Origin of the sequence: Streptomyces sp. WAC 04229 (assembly GCF_003947455.1) — a bacterium.
In the GTDB taxonomy this organism is placed as follows: domain Bacteria; phylum Actinomycetota; class Actinomycetes; order Streptomycetales; family Streptomycetaceae; genus Streptomyces.
The window spans coordinates 1-20,186 of the sequence record NZ_QHJH01000127.1 but is presented as its reverse complement, the minus strand read 5'-3'; the positions used below and the strand labels follow the sequence as shown (position 1 = coordinate 20,186).

General features: G+C 73.7%; 14 protein-coding genes and 1 pseudogene. 8 read left to right on the top strand and 7 right to left on the bottom strand.

What is annotated here, in order from left to right; genetic code table 11:
* Positions 1-245 precede the first annotated feature (245 nt).
* The 5 genes from DMH12_RS27025 to DMH12_RS27005 all read left to right on the top strand — a co-directional run bounded on the left by DMH12_RS27025 (position 246) and on the right by DMH12_RS27005 (position 7,229).
* Positions 246-1,898 (top strand): hypothetical protein, encoded by a 1,653-nt coding sequence (locus DMH12_RS27025; RefSeq protein ID WP_125494059.1) that lies wholly within the window; start codon positions 246-248, stop codon positions 1,896-1,898.
* Positions 1,899-2,010: 112 nt separating this feature from the next.
* Positions 2,011-2,655: a DUF4157 domain-containing protein gene (locus tag DMH12_RS27020; RefSeq protein ID WP_125494058.1), complete on the top strand. Its 645-nt coding sequence runs from the start codon at positions 2,011-2,013 to the stop codon at positions 2,653-2,655.
* A 90-nt stretch (positions 2,656-2,745) separates the two neighbouring features.
* Entirely contained in the window at positions 2,746-4,167 is a 1,422-nt protein-coding gene (locus DMH12_RS27015) for a hydrolase (protein ID WP_125494057.1), read from the top strand.
* A 74-nt stretch (positions 4,168-4,241) separates the two neighbouring features.
* Positions 4,242-5,672 carry a ricin-type beta-trefoil lectin domain protein gene (locus DMH12_RS27010; RefSeq protein WP_125494056.1) on the top strand — a complete coding sequence of 477 codons (1,431 nt, stop codon included), beginning with the start codon at positions 4,242-4,244 and terminating at the stop codon, positions 5,670-5,672.
* A 99-nt stretch (positions 5,673-5,771) separates the two neighbouring features.
* The gene (locus DMH12_RS27005; protein WP_125494055.1) at positions 5,772-7,229 is read left to right on the top strand and encodes an RICIN domain-containing protein; all 1,458 of its coding nucleotides are present in this window, start codon (positions 5,772-5,774) and stop codon (positions 7,227-7,229) included.
* 18 nt (positions 7,230-7,247) lie between these two features.
* Here the strand turns inward: DMH12_RS27005 and DMH12_RS27000 are convergent, their stop codons facing one another.
* The 3 genes from DMH12_RS27000 to DMH12_RS26990 form a co-directional block, all read right to left on the bottom strand.
* Positions 7,248-9,293 carry an ATP-binding protein gene (locus DMH12_RS27000; protein ID WP_125494054.1) on the bottom strand — a complete coding sequence of 682 codons (2,046 nt, stop codon included), beginning with the start codon at positions 9,291-9,293 and terminating at the stop codon, positions 7,248-7,250.
* Positions 9,290-10,003, bottom strand: coding sequence for a DUF4255 domain-containing protein (locus DMH12_RS26995; RefSeq protein ID WP_125494053.1), 714 nt, complete (start codon positions 10,001-10,003; stop codon positions 9,290-9,292). The genes DMH12_RS27000 and DMH12_RS26995 overlap by 4 nt, the downstream gene beginning before the upstream one ends.
* Positions 10,004-10,172: 169 nt before the next feature.
* Positions 10,173-10,859 carry a LuxR C-terminal-related transcriptional regulator gene (locus tag DMH12_RS26990; protein ID WP_202558208.1) on the bottom strand — a complete coding sequence of 229 codons (687 nt, stop codon included), beginning with the start codon at positions 10,857-10,859 and terminating at the stop codon, positions 10,173-10,175.
* Positions 10,860-11,213: 354 nt separating this feature from the next.
* On the opposite strand from DMH12_RS26990, the gene DMH12_RS26980 reads away from it, so the two are divergent.
* Complete coding sequence (locus DMH12_RS26980) at positions 11,214-14,555, top strand: AAA family ATPase (RefSeq protein ID WP_125494052.1); 3,342 nt, start codon at positions 11,214-11,216, stop codon at positions 14,553-14,555.
* A gap of 17 nt (positions 14,556-14,572) precedes the next feature.
* On the opposite strand, the gene DMH12_RS26975 is transcribed toward DMH12_RS26980, so the two are convergent.
* The 4 genes from DMH12_RS26975 to DMH12_RS26960 form a co-directional block, all read right to left on the bottom strand.
* A complete protein-coding gene (locus tag DMH12_RS26975) occupies positions 14,573-15,454 on the bottom strand; it encodes an aminoglycoside phosphotransferase family protein (protein WP_125494051.1) in 882 nt (293 codons plus the stop codon).
* 77 nt (positions 15,455-15,531) lie between these two features.
* Positions 15,532-17,034 carry an MFS transporter gene (locus DMH12_RS26970; protein WP_125494050.1) on the bottom strand — a complete coding sequence of 501 codons (1,503 nt, stop codon included), beginning with the start codon at positions 17,032-17,034 and terminating at the stop codon, positions 15,532-15,534.
* A gap of 63 nt (positions 17,035-17,097) precedes the next feature.
* Entirely contained in the window at positions 17,098-18,078 is a 981-nt protein-coding gene (locus DMH12_RS26965; RefSeq protein ID WP_125494049.1) for a zinc-binding dehydrogenase, read from the bottom strand.
* 69 nt (positions 18,079-18,147) lie between these two features.
* Positions 18,148-19,314: an NAD(P)-binding protein gene (locus DMH12_RS26960; RefSeq protein ID WP_125494048.1), complete on the bottom strand. Its 1,167-nt coding sequence runs from the start codon at positions 19,312-19,314 to the stop codon at positions 18,148-18,150.
* A gap of 152 nt (positions 19,315-19,466) precedes the next feature.
* On the opposite strand from DMH12_RS26960, the gene DMH12_RS26955 reads away from it, so the two are divergent.
* Both DMH12_RS26955 and DMH12_RS39475 read left to right on the top strand, forming a co-directional pair.
* The gene (locus tag DMH12_RS26955) at positions 19,467-20,078 is read left to right on the top strand and encodes a pentapeptide repeat-containing protein (protein ID WP_260474357.1); all 612 of its coding nucleotides are present in this window, start codon (positions 19,467-19,469) and stop codon (positions 20,076-20,078) included.
* A pseudogene (locus DMH12_RS39475) lies at positions 20,003-20,186 on the top strand (pentapeptide repeat-containing protein); the annotation flags it as partial. The gene DMH12_RS26955 and the pseudogene DMH12_RS39475, both read left to right, overlap by 76 nt.

Genomic DNA, 20,186 nt, shown 5'->3' with positions numbered 1-20,186 from the left:
GTGGCGGCGGAGGCGGCGGCCGAGGGCCGTCGGCGGGGGGAAGGGACGGAGGCGCACCGGCAGGGGGGGGCGGAGGCGGCCCCGGCGGGGGGCCGGGGGCCGGGGGCGGGCGGCGGGCGGGGGCCGCGGGGGGGGGGGGGGGGGGAAGGGGGGGGGGGGGGGGCCGCGGGGGGGGGGGGGGGGGTGCGGCGGGTGGCGGGGGGGGGGGGGGGGGGGCCGAGCGGCGCCGGCGGACGGCGGCGAGGATGAACGCGGTCGCGGCGGTGCACGGGCAGGCGGAGGAGGCGTCGCGCCGTCGGCAGGGGGCGGTGACGGAGGTGGAACCGGCCCCGCCGGAGCCGGTGGTGGCCGAGACGGAGCCGGTGGTGGCCCCCGCCGAGCAGGTCGTGGCCGAAGAGGCGCCGGTGGCCGAAGAGGCGCAGGTCGTCGCCGAAGAGGAACGGGCCGCGGTGGAGGAGGAGCGGGAGGCGGCCGAGGAGCAGCGGAGCCAGGAGGGGGTGGAGCAGCGCCGACGCGGGCTGCGGCAGCGCCTGGCCGCCATCCGGGCGAAGCTCGGACAGGTCAACGAGAAGGTCGACCAGCTCCTCGGCACCGAGGCCAAGGCCGACAAGTCCAAGAAGGTCCTCGACACGCCGGACACGATGGCCACCCGCGTCAACGCGCCGACCGAAGCGGGCGTGCGGACACAGGCGAAGGCCACGTCGGACACCGGCGAGATGCAGACCACCGCGGTCATGGGACAGGTCGGCAGCGGCATCAACTTCGTCACCGACGCCCTGGGGGTGATCAACGACCTGCGCACCCTGAACACCGCGCGCAAGAGCCGCCACGACACCGGTCCGGCCTCCCACAAGGCCAGGAAGGACATGAGGGGTAAGCCGCTCGGCGTGGCGTCGAGCGGCAGCATGGTCGTCGGTGACCTCAGCAGCATGGCCAACGCCGCGGTGAAGAACTCCGGCAACCTGAACGGGGTGACCGCCCTCGGAGAGCTGACCGGCGGTGCCACCGTGGCCTTCTCCATGATCGCGGTGCTCCGGGAGATCCCCGCGGTCTGGAAGACGTACCAGAAGAAGGACCGGCTCAAGGCCCTCGACCTGGAGGCCCCGGACGCGGCGCCGAGGGCGGCGGAGATGCTCCAGGACGTGCTCGACCAGTTGGGCCGGGCGCAGGCGCGGCTGGGCGAGGCGACGGCCCAGCAGGCGCAGGGGACCGAAACGGAGATCGCGGACTTCGCGGCCGAGGTCGCCCGCCTCAACGGCCGGCTGCAGGCCGAGATCGTCGGGCTGCGCCAGTACGCCCGCCACAAGCAGCACACCAAGCTGGCCAAGCGCGTCGCCAACCTGGGCGGCAACTCGGTGCGGACCGCCGCCGGCGGCCTGGCGATCGCGGCCGCCGCCGGGGCGGTCAGCGGTCCGGCGGCACCCGCCGTGGCCGGTGTGGCCGCGGCCTTCCTGCTCGGCAACGCCCTCTACAAGGGGGCCAGGGCGGGCTCCAACCGCTACGTCGAGGCCCGGCATCCCGACCGGTGGGCCCGGCCCACGCCGGCGCAGGACGAGAACGAGGCGGAGCGGACGGAGGGTGCCGGGGCGGCGGGCGCCCAGGGCGTCCGACGGCGCGACGCCGTCGCGGAGTTCTTCAAGGTGACGAAGTCCGTCAAGCAGGGCGAGCGCCACCACATGGCGCAGAAGCTCTACGCGCTCGCGGCCGGGCCGGACGTCCGGGTGGGCAGGGACGTTCCGGAGGAGATTCGCCAGTCGGCGCGCGCCCTGCTCGTGGTCCTCAAGGCGGGCCCGGACCGGCACCACCAGTCGGAGGAGGAGTGGACGGCCTCGCTCAACGACCCGGCGCAGCAGGGGGCCTGGGAGAAGGAGATCACCAATCAGCTCTCCTCGGCCTGACCGGCCGCCTGCCCTCAAGCCTGCCCTCACGGCCGTTGCGCCGGGCGGCCGGTCCGGGTAGACCTGCGAGAGTCCCGTCCTGTGCCGAGCCACCATCTGCCGAGGGAGCGTTGTGCGCGCACACGAGAACCAGGCCGACCAGCGGACCGGTGAGAAGAGCCCGGTCCGCCGCGCCTCCCCGCTCGGCACCACGGCCGACCGGATGCTGACCCTCCAGAACCAGGCCGGGAACGCGGCGGTGAGCAGTGTCGTCCAGCGCCGCTTCGACGAGGAGCAGCATCAGCACGGCGCCGGCTGCGGTCACGACGGGATCGAGGACAGGAGCCCGGAGGGGCAGAGCCAGCTCTTGGCCGCCGCCCAAAAGACGCCCTCCTCGTCGCTCCCCGGGGCGTTCCTCGCCAAGGCGACGTCGTTCTACCAGAACCCGAAGATCGCCGAGGGTCGGGTTCACAGCGACCCGATCGCTCAGCGTGCGACGGCGGCCATGGGCGCCGAGGCCATGACGATCGGCATGGACGTGTACCTCGGCCCGTCCGCCATCGGCAACGAGGGGATCCTCGCCCACGAGGCCAGCCACCTCGACAAGAACAGCAAGGGCATCAAGGAAACGGGAGTCAACAACGGCGCCGGCCCCTCCCACACGGATCCCGGGCAGGGCTCCGAGGTCGCGGCGGTGGCCGACAGCGCGGCCTTCGAGTCCGGCGTCGACGTCGCTCCGTCCGTCGTCGCCCAGCGGTCCGCCGAGGAAAGGGACTAGTTCCCATCCCTCGCCGGTCGGCCCGTCCGGGCAGCGTGCCCTGCCCTGAAGGCCCCTGACAGCCCGCCGGCCAATTCGTACGTTTACGCCGTGAGCCTGTGGACTTCGCTGGAGCCCGCGTCCGCGACTGTGGACCCCGGCAGCAGTACGCGTGTGCGCCTGCGGGTGCGTAATACCGGTGATGTGGTGGACGAGTACCGGTTCGAGCCGGTCGGGGACGTGTCGCCGTGGACGACGGTGGAGCCGCAGACGTTGCGTCTGTATCCGGGGACGACGGGGACGGTGGAGTTGACGTTTGCTCCGCCGCGGACGTCGGATGCGGTGGCGGGGCCGAATCCGTATGCGGTGCGGATCACGCCGACGGAGCATCCGGATGCGGTGACGGTTCCTGAGGGGAATCTGACGATCACGGCGTTCACCGAGGTGCGTGCGGAGTTGGTGCCGCCGACGGTGAAGGGGCGGTTCCGGGGGCGGCCGCGGCTGGCGGTCGACAATCTGGGTAATACGAAGGTGACGGCGTCGGTCGCGGGGAGCGACAACGGGGATCATCTGTCGTACGAGATCCGTCCGGGGAATGTGCAGATCGAGCCGGGGCGTGCGGCGTTCGTGGAGACGACGCTGAAGCCGCGGGAGATCATCTGGTTCGGCTCCAAGGAGGAGCGTCCCTACACGCTGTCCGTCAAGCGGTCGGGGACGGATCCGACGGATGTCGAGGGCACGTATGTGCAGCGTGGGTTCCTGCCGCGCTGGCTGGCCACGTTCTTCGGTATCTTCCTGGCGCTGGCGATCGCGTTCGTGATGATCTGGATCGCGTACAAGCCGCAGGTCCGTACGAGTGCGACCGAGCAGACGGAGCAGGCCGGCGCCGCTCTCGCCCCCAGCCCCAGCGCCACCCCCGAGACCCTGCCCAGCGCGGCTCCCCCGGCACCCGCGGAGTCGCCCGCGGCGCAGTCCGCCCAGCCGGACTCGAAGGACGGCGGCGGCGGTGGCGGCGGGGGCGGTGGCGAGCCGTCCAAGGAGCCGACGAAGAAGGCCAAGCCGCCGGTGCGTACCGCAGCCACGGCGGTGAAGGAGCTGGCCGAACGCAGCGAGGGCCGGCACATCTGCTACCGCGCCTACGTGGCGGACAAGGGCTGGCAGCAACCGGTGTGCGACGGCGCCGAGGCCGGCACCGTCGGCAAGAACCTGCCGATCAAGGCCCTCAACATCGCCGTGTCCGGCACGAAGGGCGTCTCCGGCAACGGGGCCCACGTCGTCGAGGGCTGGCTGACCGGGGACAAGTGGGCGAGCGCCGGCGACGGCGTCGACATGTACCTCGGGAGCACCAAGGAGGCGGTGTCGTCGCTGGAGGGCTTCACCCTCAAGACGACGGAGGGCATCGTCTGCCCGAACACCCACGTCAAGGACGTGGGCTGGCAGAAGCAGGGCTGCACCGAGGACGGGAACTGGCGGTACTTCGGCAGCCCGATGGATCAGCGGCACCAGCTGGAGGCGGTCCGGATCACCGTGTGACGTCGTCGGCAAGGGCAAACCGGTTTGCCCTTGCGACTCCTGACGCCTTGTCGGATGGCGCGTAGCGTCGCGGCGTGAGCCTATGGACTTCCCTCGAGCCCGCGTCCGCCACCGTCGATCCCGGCAGCAGTACGCGTGTGCGCCTGCGGGTGCGCAATACCGGTGATGTGGTGGACGAGTACCGGTTCGAGCCGGTCGGGGACGTGTCGCCGTGGACGACGGTGGAGCCGCAGACGTTGCGTCTGTATCCGGGGACGACGGGGACGGTGGAGCTGACGTTCGCTCCGCCGCGGACGTCGGATGCGGTGGCGGGGCCGAATCCGTATGCGGTGCGGATCACGCCGACGGAGCATCCGGATGCGGTGACGGTTCCTGAGGGGAATCTGACGATCACGGCGTTCACCGAGGTGCGTGCGGAGTTGGTGCCGCCGACGGTGAAGGGGCGTTTCCGGGGTCGGCCGCGGCTGGCGGTCGACAATCTGGGCAATACGAAGGTGACGGCGTCGGTCGCGGGGAGCGACAACGGGGATCATCTGTCGTACGAGATCCGTCCGGGGAATGTGCAGATCGAGCCGGGGCGTGCGGCGTTCGTGGAGACGACGCTGAAGCCGCGGGAGATCATCTGGTTCGGCTCCAAGGAGGAGCGTCCCTACACGCTGTCCGTCAAGCGGTCCGGAACGGATCCGACGGATGTCGAGGGCACGTACGTCCAGCGTGGGTTCCTGCCGCGCTGGCTGGCCACGTTCTTCGGAATCTTCCTGGCCCTCGCGATCGCGTTCGTGATGATCTGGATCGCGTACAAGCCGCAGGTCCGTACGAGTGCGACCGAGCAGACGGAGCAGGCCGGCGCCGCCCTCGCCCCCAGCCCCAGCGCCACCCCCGAGACCCTGCCCAGCCAGGCCGAATCGCCCGCCGCGGAGCCCGAGCCGCAGGTCTCCGAGAAGGACGAGAACGACGACGGCGGCGGCGGTGGCGGCGCCGGCGGGGGAGGCGGCGAGTCCAAGCAGCCCCCGAAGCCGAAGCCCGTCGTGCCCGCCATGAACGTGATGCTGTGGAACGCCACCACCAAGATGTGCGCCGACATCCCCGGGCGGGAGAAGGGCCAGATCAACGGGATCGTCCAGCAGGCCAACTGCCACGAAGAGGGCGACAACCAGTACTGGAACCTCGAGGTGAAGTACGAGAAGGGCGGCCCCGGAGGGGTCCCGCTCTTCCAGATCCGCAACGTCACCGACAAGCTCTGCATGGACCTGGGCGAGTACGACGGCCGTCCCGTCGGAACCGGCATCGGTGAGTTCCACTGCGACGGCACGACGGCGGACAACCAGCTCTGGTACATCCAGAAGCAGAAGAGCGGTGACTACTGGATCCGCAACTTCGCCAGCAACGGCAAGTGCCTGAACGTGAAGGGCCAGCGCGGCGGCACCGAGACCCCGCTGAACATCGCCGACTGCACCAACACCGACGACCAGGAGTGGAAGATCGTCCACCCCAACAAGGACTGACGGCGAGGGCCGGGAAGCCGTCTCGTCAGGTACCTCGGGGCACGCACTCCTGCCCCGAGGTCCGCTGACGCCCCGTGAGATCGCCTCTAGCCTCGCCACGTGAGCCTGTGGACTTCGCTGGAGCCCGCGTCCGCGACTGTGGACCCCGGCAGCAGTACGCGTGTGCGCCTGCGGGTGCGTAATACCGGTGATGTGGTGGACGAGTACCGGTTCGAGCCGGTCGGGGACGTGTCGCCGTGGACGACGGTGGAGCCGCAGACGTTGCGTCTGTATCCGGGGACGACGGGGACGGTGGAGTTGACGTTTGCTCCGCCGCGGACGTCGGATGCGGTGGCGGGGCCGAATCCGTATGCGGTGCGGATCACGCCGACGGAGCATCCGGATGCGGTGACGGTTCCTGAGGGGAATCTGACGATCACGGCGTTCACCGAGGTGCGTGCGGAGTTGGTGCCGCCGACGGTGAAGGGGCGGTTCCGGGGGCGGCCGCGGCTGGCGGTCGACAATCTGGGTAATACGAAGGTGACGGCGTCGGTCGCGGGGAGCGACAACGGGGATCATCTGTCGTACGAGATCCGTCCGGGGAATGTGCAGATCGAGCCGGGGCGTGCGGCGTTCGTGGAGACGACGCTGAAGCCGCGGGAGATCATCTGGTTCGGTTCGAAGGAGGAGCGTCCCTACACGCTGTCGGTGAAGCGGTCGGGGACGGATCCGACGGATGTCGAGGGCACGTATGTGCAGCGTGGGTTCCTGCCGCGCTGGCTGGCCACGTTCTTCGGTATCTTCCTGGCCCTCGCGATCGCGTTCGTGATGATCTGGATCGCGTACAAGCCGCAGGTCCGTACGAGCGCGACCGAGCAGACGGAGCAGGCCGGCGCCGCTCTCGCCCCCAGCCCCAGCGCGTCCCCGGAAACCCTGCCCAGCCAGGCCGAGTCACCCGCGGTCGCCGAGCAGCCGCCGCCGCAGCAACCGGTCACCCAGGAGCCGAAGGACGACGGCGGGGGCAAGGGCGACGGCGACAAGGGCGGTGGCGAGTCCAAGGCGCCCGAGAAGCCCAAGAAGCCGACGGTGAAGCCGCTGGTGCCCGCGAAGAACGTCATGCTGCGCAACGCCACCACCAAGATGTGCGCCGAGCTCCCGGGCCGCGAGAAGGGCGAGCTCAACGGCCGGGTCCAGCAGTCGGACTGCAACGAGGTCGGCGACAACCAGATCTGGGACCTTGAAGTGAAGTACGCGAAGGGCGGACCCAACGGGGCGCCGCTCTTCCAGATCGTGAACGTCAAGGACCGGCTCTGCATGGACCTGGCGGGCTACGGTGCCGCGCCCGTCACCACGGACATCACCGAGTTCACCTGCGACGGAACGACGGCCGACAACCAGCTCTGGTGGGCCGACAAGCAGGAGAGCGGTGACTACTGGATCCGCAACTTCGCCAGCAACAACAAGTGCCTGGACGTGAGCGGCTTCAGCACCGGTGAGGCGTGGGAGAAGCTGACGCTCTACCACTGCAGCAACAGCGACGACCAGGAGTGGAAGATCATCAAGCTGACGGAGAAGTGACGGACCGGGCAGGCGGGATCACCAGTCGCCTTCCCCCGGGACCAGCCGGCCGGCCTTGCGGTACTCACGGCGGGCGCCCTCCAGGAGGTCGTCCGCCGTCACCGTTCCCCCGCGTCCGGCGGCGAGATAGGCGGCGGTGACCACCGCGCTGCGGATCGAACCGCCCGCCAGCTCGAAGTCCCGGGCGAGGTCCGCCGGGTCGATGCCGTCGGCGGACGGGACGTGGGAGAGGCCGTGCCGCCACAGCGCGAGGCGCTGGTCGACGTCCGGGAACGGGAAGTCGACCACCAGGTCCAGGCGCCGGGTGAACGCCTCGTCGATGTTGGCGCGCAGGTTGGTGGTGAGCAGGGCGATGCCGTCGAAGGACTCCAGCCGCTGGAGCAGGTAGGCGCTCTCCATGTTGGCGTACTTGTCGTGCGCGTCCTTGACCTCGGAGCGCTTGCCGAAGACGGCGTCGGCCTCGTCGAAGAGCAGTACGGCGTCGGTGCGGTCGGCCTCCGTGAAGATCCGTTCGAGGTTCTTCTCGGTCTCGCCGACGTACTTGTCCACGACCGACGACAGCTGGACCACGTAGAGGTCGAGGCCCAGGTCGGCCGCGACCACCTCCGCCGACAGGGTCTTGCCGGTGCCGGACTCGCCGGCGAACAGGCCGAGCACGCCCCGGCCGCGTCCGCCGCCCGCGCTGAGCCGCCATTCCCCGAGGACCTGGTCGCGGTGGCGGGCGCGCAGGGCGAGTTCGCGCAGCTGGGTGAGGGGCTTGTCGGGCAGGACCAGGTCGGTCCAGTCCACGTCGGGCCGGATCCGCCGGGCATGGCTCTCCAGGCCGGAGGCGGACTGCCGACGGGCGGCGAGCCGGACGTGCTCGGCGGTGAGCGCGGTGCCGTCGAAGGCGGCGAGGGAGCGGGCGGTGAGCGCGGCCCGCTGGATGCGGTCGCCGCCGAGCCGGTACGGGGCGACGGCGGTGGCCAGGTCGAACCCGTCGGCGTCGGCGCCCAGCGCGGCCCGCCAGGCGGCGGCGCCCCCGGCCCGGCGGCCCGGGGCGTCCAGGACCAGCGGGTCGGCCGGGGACCACTGCGGGTCGTAGGGGCGCGGGTCGGTCATCAGCACGGTGACGTCCGTCGCCGCGGTCAGCTCCCGCACCAGCGGCCCCGGCTTCTCGGGCAGGCCCGACACCACGATCGCGCGGCCGCTGAGGCGGGCCTCGCGCAGCAGCTCGGGGACGTGGTTCTCGGGCGAGGAGCAGCGCAGCGCGTCGGTCTTCGCGGCCGCCAGCACCGAGGCCAGGGCGGCCAGGCCGTCGCCCTCGCGCGGTTCGCGCAGGTAGGCGGTGAGCGGGCCGTCGTGCAGCCGGGCGGTGAGGCGGCCCACGAAGTCGTCGCCGCCGGCGGCCGTCGAGGGCAGCGGCCGCGGCATCGGCAGCTCCAGACCGAGCAGCGCGGCGTCGGGGGTGTCGTCGCCCAGCAGGTGGCCGATCAGGCGGTCGGGTGCCCGCAGCGACCGGGTGAGGAAGGGCCGCTCGGGCTCCTCCACCTCCAGCAGGCCCAGGGCGCGCAGTGGTGCCGAGGCGTGGAACCGGGCCCGGGCCGCGGGCAGGTGCGCGGGCACCCCGCACAGTTCGAGGGCGAGGCTCACGGTGGCGCGGCGGCGGCTCACGTCGTTGTTGAGGTAGCCGTAGAGCGGCTCGAAGGTGCGGTCGACGTCGGGTGCCAGGGTGATGAGCAGGACCGCGCTGTCCAGTTCGGTCAGCCCGGTGCGTCCGGCCAGCCACGCCAGCCGGTCCCCGGGGCCCGTCGGACCGCCCACGGCGACCGGCTCGGCGGTCCCGGGATCCTCGCCGGCCGGCCAGGTGCGCAGCAGGTGGTGGACGGCCTCGTCCGACAGGTAGAGGCCGCGCAGCGGGTCGTCGGCCGTCGGGTCGGTGGCGGCGCGGTGCTCGACCAGCGCGGTCACCCGGTCCCGCAGCGCGGCCAGGCGGAGGGTCAGCACCCCGGCGGGGTGGTCGTACGGATCGGTCGCGGAGCCGGTACGGGCGGTCTCCGGGGCGTCGGTGTGCGGGACGTTCATCGCCTGCCCGTACGGGTGTCCGCCGGGTCCTCGCGGTCCAGAGCGCCCTTGCGTTCCAGCGCCTCCTTGCGGGCGGCGCGGGCCGCGGCCACCTGGTGCGGCCGGTGGGAGCGCCCGGTGGACATCGGCGGGTCGCCGTCGATGCCGCCGACCAGGACCGTCGCGCCCTCGGTGACCGGGGGCCCGGCGTCGTACTCGGGGAACGCCGGGAACGGCACGGTCACCACCAGGTCGAGGGACGGCTTCAGTTCGCCGCCCAGGGCGGACCAGATCTCGGCGAGGGAGCGGGACTCGGTCTGCACGCCGGCCACCGTCAGCGGTACCGACAGGTCGAGCGCCGCCAGGGACGGGGGGAGTTCACCGGGCGCCAGGAGTTCGCGCGGCAGCAGGGTCGCCAGTACGGCGGAGAGCAGCCGGTGTTCGTCCTGCGGGGTCTTCGTCCAGGCCGTCACCAGGTACGACAGCTTGAACCAGCGCGGCGGGCGGCGGCGCCGCACCACGATGTTCCGGTCGTCGTGGACGGGCATCTTCCCGCTCTGGCGCCGGGCCGTGTCCTCCCGGATGTCGTACAGGTACGCGTTGACCACGGGGCCGTTGCGCCGGGCCGCCCAGTCACGGGTGGGCGCCTCGAAGGCCACGTCGATGCCCGAGCCGGCCAACGCCCCACTCTTGATGAGGCCCTTGAGGACCTCGTCCACCTCGTGGATCACGCCAGCACTCCCGCCCTGCCCGTACCTGAGTCCGGCCGGCCCTGCCGCAGCCGTCCCGCACCGATCGTGTCCCCGCCGCCGTCCCGCCCGCAGGCGCGCCGGGGACGACGGCGGGGCAGGGCGTTCTGCCCCCGCGGCCCCGAAAGGCCGCTCTCGATTGCCCGTTCGATCAGATGTAGCCTTCCCGGAGGGCATAGGCCACGGCGTGCGCGCGGTTGCGCAGGTGCAGTCGTGTCGTGAGTCCGTGCATGACGTTCTTGACGGTCCGTTCGGAGTAGGACAACTTGCCTGCGATCTCTCCGGTGTCGAGACCCTCGGCGACCAGACGCAGGACGTCCACCTCACGGGGTGCGAGGCCCAGCGAGGGGGCGCCGGGGCGGCCCGCCGCGCCCCGGTGCAGCGTGCCCACCTGGCTGATGAGCCGGCCGAGCAGGTCCGCGGGCAGGTCTCCGTCGCCGCGCGCCGCGGCCAGCACCGCCTGCACCAGCCGGTGCGCGGTGGCCTCGTGCCGCCAGACGATGGCGCCGACGCCGCACTCGACGACGTCGAGCAGTTCGCTCTCGCGGATCGCGCCGACCACGAGCACGGCACGCGCGCCCTCGCTGCGCACGATCCGGCGCAGCCGGGTGAGCGCCGCCTCGTCCAGCGTGTCCTCGATGAGCAGGGCCACCGTGCCGGGCCCCGAGTCCTCGCGCAGGTCGATCTCCGGATGCCGCCGCAGCTGGCTGACCGCGCCCTCACGGCTGATCGGATCCGGCGCGGTCACCGCCACCGGCACGCGCCGGTCGGTGACCCCGACGGCTCCGCCGGAGCCGCGGGTGGTCGTGGTGATGGTGGTCCGGGGTGAGTTGAGCAACCGTTTCCCCCCTGTTCACGAGCCCGTTACGCGGCGCAGGCCGGTAGCGGATGAGCGTGTTCCACACTTCTGTGACAAGTGGGACTTCGCAATCGTGGAGCACCACGAGGCACACCACGAGACCAGCGCGACCAGCACCACGAACCACCGACATCACGACGTTTCAGCAGGTCACAAGGGTGCACGCAAGGGCGCGTGGGCCCGTGGGGGTGGCCGCGGACCGCCGTGAGCCCCGACACAGCCACCGCCGGGTCCGGGGACGCGGCGCGGCGACATCGGCGAGTTCATGCCACCCATCAGCCCGTTCAGACGTCTCACACACCGGGGGAGCACCATCCACCACAGGAGGCACCGATGACCGGACCGCTGCGCGAACGGGACGACGCCCACGCGCTGCTCGCGGCCGAGATCGAGCGCGCGCGGGCCGGCACCGGCCGACTCGTCCTGCTGCGTGGTGCGAGCGGCACCGGCCGCACCGCCGTCCTGGAGACCGCCGCCCGGCACGCCGCCGACCGCGGTCTGCGGGTGCTGCGCGTGCGGTGCTCGCCCGAGGACACCGCGGTGCCCTTCTCCGCCGTTCTCCATCTCCTCGGCCCGGTGCCCGAGTTCACCGACGTGGCGCCCGGGGACGACGACCGGGGCAGCGCGGCCCGGCTGTGGCGGGTGCTGCGTTCCTACGTGGCGGAGGGCCCTCTGCTGGTCGCCGTGGACGACGTCCACCTCGCCGACGAGCCCTCGAGGCGCTGGCTGGCGGAGGCGGGCCGGCACGTCGACCGATTACCGCTCCTGCTGGTCGCCACCGAGCGCAGCCAGTACGACATCGAACCGCGGCCCGCCGGACTCACCCAGGCGCTGTCGCCCTCCCTCGTGCGCACCCACACCCTCGCCCCGCTCAGTGACGCGGCGGCGGCCGGGCTGGTCCGCGCCGCCTTCCCCGGCGCCTCGGCACGGTGGACGGCGGACTGCGTACGGGCCGGCGCGGGCAGCCCGTTGCTGCTGCACGCCCTGCTGGACGACCTGGGCGGCACCCGGCACCCCGAGGGGCTGCCGCGGGTGCCCGAGACGTCCGCGGAGCTGTACCCCGGGTCCTACCCGGCGGCCGTCTCCTGGTGGCTGAAGAGCGCGGGCCCCGCGACGGCCGACGTCGCCCGCAGCCTCGCGGCCCTGGAACAGGCCTGGCCCCCGGGCCGCCCACCGCGCCGGGCCGAGCTTCGCCATGCCCTCCATCAGCCGGCCCCACCGACCCCCGCGGGGCACGCCGAGCCGGAGCACGACAGGCCCGCCGAGGACGGGGACGGCGGCCCGTACCCGCAGCCCGTGCGGTACGCCCGGACCGAGACCCGGCGAGCGGCCTGCGCGGACCCGGGACCCTCCCTGGCCCTCGACCCCCTCATCACGGATCCGGCCCCCCTCACCACCAACCCCGGTCCGCACACCGACGCCTGGCCCGGCGGATTCGGGCCCGGGTCCGGCGGCGCCGGCCGTGCCGGACGGGGGCCGTACGGGGAGACGACGGTGCCCGCGCAGGGCGGCCCGGTCGTCGGGCACCCGGCGCGCGGAACGTACGCGCGTCCCGGCCGCGACGTGCCGGGGAGGGAGGGCGGCCCGTCGTACGCACTCCACGAGGAGTACGAAGCGTTCCCGGGGGACACGCCCGCCTCCTGCTACGGCCCTGACGATCCGTCCGCTCACCCTCGGCACCGCACGCCCGGCCGCTGGCGTGCGCCCACTCCCCCGGAGGGGCCCGCGGGCGCGGCCGGCGCCGGGGACCCCGTCGACGTGCTCGCCGAGGCCGCCGGGGCCGACCCCGCGCGGGTCGCCGGCTGGCTCGCCGCCATGACGCGGCTCGGTCTGCTGCGCAACGACGCGGGCGGCCGCCCCCGCTTCGCCCACCCGCTGCTGCGCGACGCCGTGCTCACCGGCTGGCCCCGCCCCCGCCGCGAGGCCGTGCACCGGGCGGCTGCGGAGGCCATGCTGCGCCGGGGCGACCGGGTCGAGGCGGTCGCCCGGCACCTGCTGCGCACCCCGGTCGTCGGCCTGCCCTGGGCGCTGCGGGTGCTGCGGGACGCCGTGACGGTCGCCGTGCACGACGGCCGCCCGGACGACGCCGTCGCCTACCTGCGCCGGGCCCTGGACGAGCGGTTGACCGACGACCTCCGCCAGCGGCTGCTGACCGAACTGGGCTCCCTCGAGTACGCGTCCGCCGACACCCCCGCCGCGATCGCCCGCCTCGCCGAGGCCCAGCACCTGCCGGCCGAGCCCCGCAACCGGGTGCGTACCGCGGTCGCCCTCGGCACCGCCCTGGCCGGCCGCGGCGAGATCCGCACCGCCATGGAGGTGCTGCGCCGCACGGAGGGCCGGCTCTCCGGCCACCCCGGCCTGGCCCGCACCGTGCAGACCGCCACCGCGATGCTGTCCGACGAGGACCTGGCGACCCGGCAGGAGGTGTACCGCTGGCTGTCCGAGACCGGCCGGCACTCCCCGGAACTGGTGGGCACCGCCGGACAGGCCCTGCTGGTCCGGTACGCGGCGACGGCCGCGCTGATCTCCGCCGAGGAGGCCATGGCCCGGGTGCGTGACCTGCTCGCTCAGCCCACCGACCCGCTCGCCGAGCCCTTCCTGCTGGGCACCGCCGCCGCGGTCGCCCAGTGGGCCGACGAACTCGACGAGGCGGACCGGCTGGTGGAACGCGGCCTGGCCGGACAGCACCCCGCCCTGCTGCACCCGATGCAGCACGCGATCCTCAACACCCGCGCCGACATCGCCGCCGCCCGCGGCGACCTGGCCCGGCTGCTCGCCACCGACCCCGGACGCGCCAACGGCCCCACCAACCGGGACGCACACGCCCTGATGGCCCTCGTCCACACCGGCCGCATCGACGAGGCACTGCGCTACGCCGACCGCTTCGACCTGCGCGAGGTGCCCGAGAACTGGGAGCTGAACCGCTACCTCTACGCACGGGGCCTGCTGCGCGCCGCCACCGGGGACCCGGCGGGCGCGCTGCACGACTTCCTGGAGTGCGGGCGGCGCCAGTCGGCCCGCGAGGTGGTCAGCCCGGTCGTCACCCCGTGGCGGACGGCGGTCGCGGAGTGCCGGCTGGCCCTGGGCGGCGGCCCGGAGGCGCTGGCCCTGGCGACGGAGGAACTGCGGCTCGCCCGGGTGTGGAACACCCCGCGCACCGTGGGCCGCGCGCTGAGCGTGCTGGGCACCGCGACCGGCGGGCGCCGCGGTCTGGAGCTGGCCGAGGAGGCCGTACGGACCCTGCGGGACGCGCCCGCCGACACCGACATGGAGCTGATGCCGGCCCTCCTCGCCCAGGGCCGCCAGCTGATCGCGGCCGGTGAACGCGGACGCGCCCGCGCCCGGCTGCGCGAGGCGGCCGAACTCGCCGAGCGCAAGGGCGCCCTGCGCTGGCTCACCCTGGCCGGGCAGGCCCTGCGCGAGGGCGGCGCCCGGGGCTCCGTGGCCTCCCACACCGGCGCCGGGTCGCTGACCGGCAGTGAGCGCCGGATCGCCGAACTGGCCGCCGACGGCCGCACGAACACCGAGATCGCCGAGCTGCTGCACCTGGCCCGGCGCACCGTCGAGACCCATCTGACCAGCACCTACCGCAAGCTGCGGATACGGCGCAGGACCGAGCTGCCCGCCGCGCTGGACCGGGAGCGCGGACGCGACCGGCCCCGGGCGCAGGGCTGAGGACCGGCCCCGACGGTTCACAGGTCCCGCAGCAACCGCCCGATCTCCAGCTGTTCGGCCTCCAGCGGGTCGCCGTCCTCGACGTTCCACAGGGAGTTCTGCAGGACGCGGGCGAGGGACCAGGCGCGGGCCCGTTGCCGGTCGAGGCCGAGGACGTCGGTCATCGCGTCGAAGCGCCACCGCGTCTCGGCCGGGTCGTAGCGGTTGTCCAGGGCGGGCAGCAGGTCGAACCCGGGGTCACCGGCCAGCGGCTTGGGGTCGATGGCCAGCCAGGGGGCGCGTGCGGAGGCGAGGACGTTCTCGAAGTGCAGGTCCCAGTGGAGCAGCCGGTCGCCGGGCTCGTCGGCGACCTCGCGCAGGGCGGCGGCACAGTCGGCGACCAGCCTCCGGTCCGCCGGGTCCGGGATGGCGGCCAGGGTGCCGGGCGTCCGCTCCAGCATGGCCCGCGCGATGTCCCCGAGGCGGCGCATGCCGGGCGGCGCGGGGGTCGCGGTGAGGTGGGCGAGGAGCCGGGCGATGACGAGGACGGCCGCGCGGGAGTCCTCGACGTGGCTGAGCATGCGGCCCGCGTCCAGCCGCTCCAGGAGCATCGTGCCGGTGGCCGGGTCGTGGTCGAGCAGGCGGACCGCTCCGTCCCCGTCCCACGCCCGCAGCGCGAGGGGCTCGCCCTCGGTCTCCTTGTCGAGGATCTGGAGCTTCAGCACGGCCGGGACGCCGTCGCGGCGTACGACCGGCAGCACCAGCGCCGCCCAGCCGTGCATCGAGGGCCCGTCCAGCCGCAGTTCCCACCGCCGCAGGAAGGAGGCGGCCAGCTCCGGCAGTCCGTCGATGAAGGCGCGCCCCGCCTCTCCGTTGTACTTCGCCTGCGAGGCCGCGAGTCCGTCCGGAACGTCGATCACGGGCGACGACGCTACCTGGGCGCGGTGCCGGGGTCACGTGGATATCGGGGGCCCCGGCGGGGACGGAGGACCGCCTCTCAGGCCACCGGCTCCGGCACCGGTTCGTCGGCCGGGGCGTCGTGTCTCGGGGCCTTGGCCGTCACCATCACGCCCGCGACCAGTGCGGCCAGCAGCATGATGCCGGCGGCCACCCAGATGGCGACCGTGTAGCCGTGGACGATGCCCTCCCGGACGACCTGTGCCCGCCCTGTCGGGTCGGCGAGGTGGGAGGCGATGTAGGACGCGCTGGTGCCGGTCGCGATGGTGTTGAGCAGCGCGGTGCCGATCGAACCGCCGATCTGCTGCGAGGTGTTGACGGTCGCCGAGGTCACGCCGGAGTCCCGCGGAGCCACCCCGGCGGTGGCGGTGGAGAAGACCGGCATGAAGGTCAGGCCCATGCCGAGCCCCATCAGGATCAGCGCGGGCAGGATCTCGGACGCGTAGGCGGAGTCCACGGTCATCTGCGTCAGGATCACCATGCCGCCGGAGGCGAGGAGCATGCCCGGCACCATCAGCATGCGCGGGCCCACGCGCGGCAGCAGCCGGGCGGAGATCTGGGTGGAGCCCGTGAGGATCGAGGCGGTCATCGGCAGGAAGGCCAGGCCGGTCATCAGGGGGGAGTAGGCGAGGACGACCTGGAGGTAGTAGGTCATGAAGAGGAACATCCCGAACATGCCGATGACGGCCAGCATCATCGTCACCATGCAGCCGGCCCGGTTGCGGTCGCGGATGATGTGCAGGGGCAGCAGCGGCATCGGAGCGCGGGTCTGCCACCACACGAAGGCGGCCAGCAGGACGACGGACGCGGCGAACAGGGCCAGCACCAGCGGGTCGCTCCAGCCCCGGGGCTGCGCCTCGCCGAAGCCGTAGACGAGGGCGACCAGGCCGCCGCAGCCGAGGAGCACGCCGGGGACGTCGAGGCGGGCGCCGCCGTGGCCGGGACGGTCGCGCAGCAGGGTGTAGGCGCCGATGACGGCGGCGACGGCGAAGGGGATGTTGACGTACAGGCACCAGCGCCAGTTCAGGTACTCCGTGAGCACGCCGCCGACGATGAACCCCGCGGCGGCGCCGCTCGCGGCCAGCGTGCCGTAGATGCCGAAGGCCCTCGCCCGTTCCCGCGGGTCGCTGAACGTGGTGCTCAGCAGGGAGAGCGCGGACGGCGCGAGCAGGGCGGCGAACACGCCCTGGAGGGCGCGGGCGCCGAAGAGCATCGCCGGGGTGGTCGCGGCACCGCCGAGCGCCGAGGCGGCGGCGAAGCCGATCAGCCCGATGACGAAGGTCCGTTTCCGTCCCACCAGGTCGGCGACCCGGCCGCCGAGCAGCAGCAGGCCGCCGAAGGCGAGGGTGTAGGCGGTGATCACCCACTGGCGGTTGCCGTCGGACATGCCCAGGTCGCGCTGCGCGGACGGCAGCGCGATGTTCACGATGGTCGCGTCCAGTACGACCATCAGCTGGGCCAGGGCGATCACCACCAGCCCCCACCAGCGGCGGGGGTCGGCATCCGTGGGCGCGGCCGGCTCACCTGACCAGGTGCCACTCATCTGGCCAGAAGACCATGGATCCGGGCATGTCGCATGCCGTCCGTGTCCGGTCGTGACGGTCGGTCACGGCACCAGGACCACCTTGCCGGTCGTGCCGCGGTTCTCCAGCGCACGGTGCGCGGCGGCGGCAGCGGCGAGCGGGAAGGGGTGCACCGCCGGGACGAGGCGGCCCGCGGCGGCCTCGCCGAGCGCGCGCAGTTCGAGGGTGCGGAGGGGATCGGCGCCGCCTGCCCGCTCCAGCATCACCGGCCCGAGCACCTGCTGGGAGACGCCGTCGACCAGGTAGGGCGTGCCGTCGCGCGGCCCCGAGGCCGACCAGCCGAAGACCACGTGCCGGCCGCCCGGCCCGAGCAGCGCGACGGCCTCGCGGGCCACGTCGCCGCCCACACCGTCGAGGACGACCGTCGCCGGGCGCCCGCCGAGGTGGGCGCGGACCTTCTCCGGCCACCGGGGGTCCTTGTAGTCGACGGCGAGGTCGGCGCCGTTCGCGGCGACGCGGGCGGTCTTCCCGGGGCCTCCGGCGAGTCCGATCACGGTGGCGCCGGCGTTCTTCGCGTACTGCGTCAGCAGGGTGCCGAGGCCCCCGGCGGCGGCCGGGATCACGGCCACGGCGCCGGGGCCGAGGTCGGCGAACTGGACGATCCCCATCGCCGTACGGCCCGTGCCGATCATGGCGACGGCCTCGGCGAAGTCCAGGTTCTCCGGGATCTCGTGCAGGCGCGCGAGGTCGGCGACGGCGAGTTCGGCGTAGCCCCCGGGAGCGAAGCCGAGGTGGACGACGACGCGCCTGCCGAGCCGGTCCGCCGGGACGCCCTCCCCGACGGACTCGACGACGCCCGCGACCTCGCGGCCGGGGACGGTGGGCAGTTCGGCCGGTGCGGGCAGCGGCCCCCGGGCGCCCTCGCGCAGGGCGGTGTCCAGGAGGTGGACGCCCGCCGCGCGGACGGCGATCCGGACCTGGCCCGGGCCGGGCCGGGGATCCTCGACCTCCTCCAGGACGAGGTTCTCCGCCGGACCGAAGGCGTGCAGACGGATGGCGTGCATGTGGGTCCCCCAACGGAAGAGTGGTCCGTACGGGCCTGTGCCGGCCGGTACGGACTCCACTCAACGACCTCAAGCATGCTTGAGGTCAAGTTCCCTGCGGCCCCGGCCGAGGGCGAGGGAGACCGCGGTGAGCGCGCTGTTGAAGGAGACCTCGGAGAGCAGACCCGGCGCGGCCACCTGGTCCCCGGCGAGATACACCCCGTCGCCCCGGTCGACGGCGGGCCGGTCCCGCCACGTGGTGCCGGGCGGGTCGACGGCGCCGGTACGGCCGTTCGCGACCGCCTCTCGCCGCCAGGTGACCCGCTCGCGCCAGCCGGGCATCCCGAGATCCAGCAGCTCCTCGGCACGGGCGGTCCCGTCGGCCTTCGACTCCCCCGGTGCGACGGGGATCTGCCCCTGGATCAGCTGCTCGCCCGCCGGGGCCAGGGTGCGGTCCTGCGCGGTGAACCGCTCGATCCAGCCCGGCGCGTCCAGGTCGGAGACCGCGAACGCGTCGCCGCGCCGGGTCCGCAGGGCCAGGTCGACGAGGACGGTGCGCCCGCTCGGCCAGGTCAGCGCGGGGTCGCCCAGCAGCCGGCGGGCCGCGTCCAGCGAGGTGGCGACGACGACCGGGGCGTCGGTGGGGAGGGCGTCGACACGGGAGAGCGTCTCGACCCGGACGCCGAGGTTCCAGGCCAGGGCGGCCATCCGGTCGACGACCCCGGCCCAGCCGCCGCGCGGGTAGTGCGCCTCGGGCGGCAGCTTGGCGGCCCGGCGCAGCCGCTCCTGCACGAAGGCCGCCGACAGCGACCCGGGATCGTGGTGGAACAGGGCGACGGCGCAGTAGTGGGCGGCGGCCCGCGCCCCCTCCTCGCCCGCGACACCGGTCGCCCAGGTCAGGAAGTCGGTGTCGACGGACGCCGGACCCAGGCCCCGGCGCAGCAGCTTGAGCATGGCGAAGGGCGGGGTGCGGCGCAGCGCGCCCTTGTGCCGCAGCCGCAGCCGGGCCGCCTCCAGCGGCGGGAGGGGCGCGAGCGGACCGATCAGGTCGCGCTGCCGCAGCCACGACCAGTGCGGGCCGCCGTTGTAGAGGGCGTGCGGGCCCTCGTTGGTCCGGTAGGGGCCCTCGGCGGTCCGGGCGCGGCCGCCGAGCGTGTGGTGGGCCTCGTGGACGGTGACCTTGGCGCCCGCCTCGGCGGCGGTGATGGCCGCGGTCAGTCCGGCGAGGCCGCCGCCGACGACGGTGATGCGATGCATGGCTCGGGGTCTCCCTCGGGTCGGGGTCGCCTGGTGCGTGACCTGTCTGCCACTACGACGTCAGGGAGGGTGCCGGATGTGACATCGCGCCGGAGCGGACGCGTTCGCGCAGGTCGCCGCCGGTTGTCAGTGGCGGAGTGCAGCATGGGGTCATGGCGAGGAGAGCGGCGGCGGACGGGCGGGGTACGACGGTGCGGGCGGCGCGGCGCCCGGAGCTGCGGCTGCCGCCGCTGGTGCCGTTCGGGGACGGGGGACTGGAGCCGGACGGGGACTACGACGCGCTGGACTTCGCGGAGACGGACCTCACCGGACAGGACGGCGCGGGCGCCCGCTTCATGGACTGCGCGCTGACGGGGTGCGCGCTGGACGAGGCGTCGCTGCCGCGGGCCCGGCTGCTCGACTCGGTCCTCACCGGCGTCCGCGGCGTGGGCACGAACCTGGCGGAGGCCACCCTGCGCGACGTCGAGCTGCGCGACGCCCGCCTCGGCGGCACCCAGCTGCACGGCGCCGTACTGGAACGGGTCCTGATCCGCGGCGGCAAGATCGACTACCTGAACCTGCGCCGGTCCCGGCTCAAGGACGTCGTCTTCGAGAGCTGCGTCCTGGTCGAACCGGACTTCGGCGGCGCCCGCCTGGAGCTGCACAGAGTAGCTCTTCGGCGGCGTCAGTGTTGTACACAAGACACGCCCTGCGGGACGTCGAGCTGCGGGCGGCCCGCCTCGGCGGCACCCAGCTGCACGGCGCCGTACTGGAACGGGTCCTGATCCGCGGCGGCAAGATCGACTACCTGAACCTGCGCCGGTCCCGGCTCAAGGACGTCGTCTTCGAGGGCTGCGTCCTGGTCGAACCGGGCTTCGGCGGCGCCCGCCTGG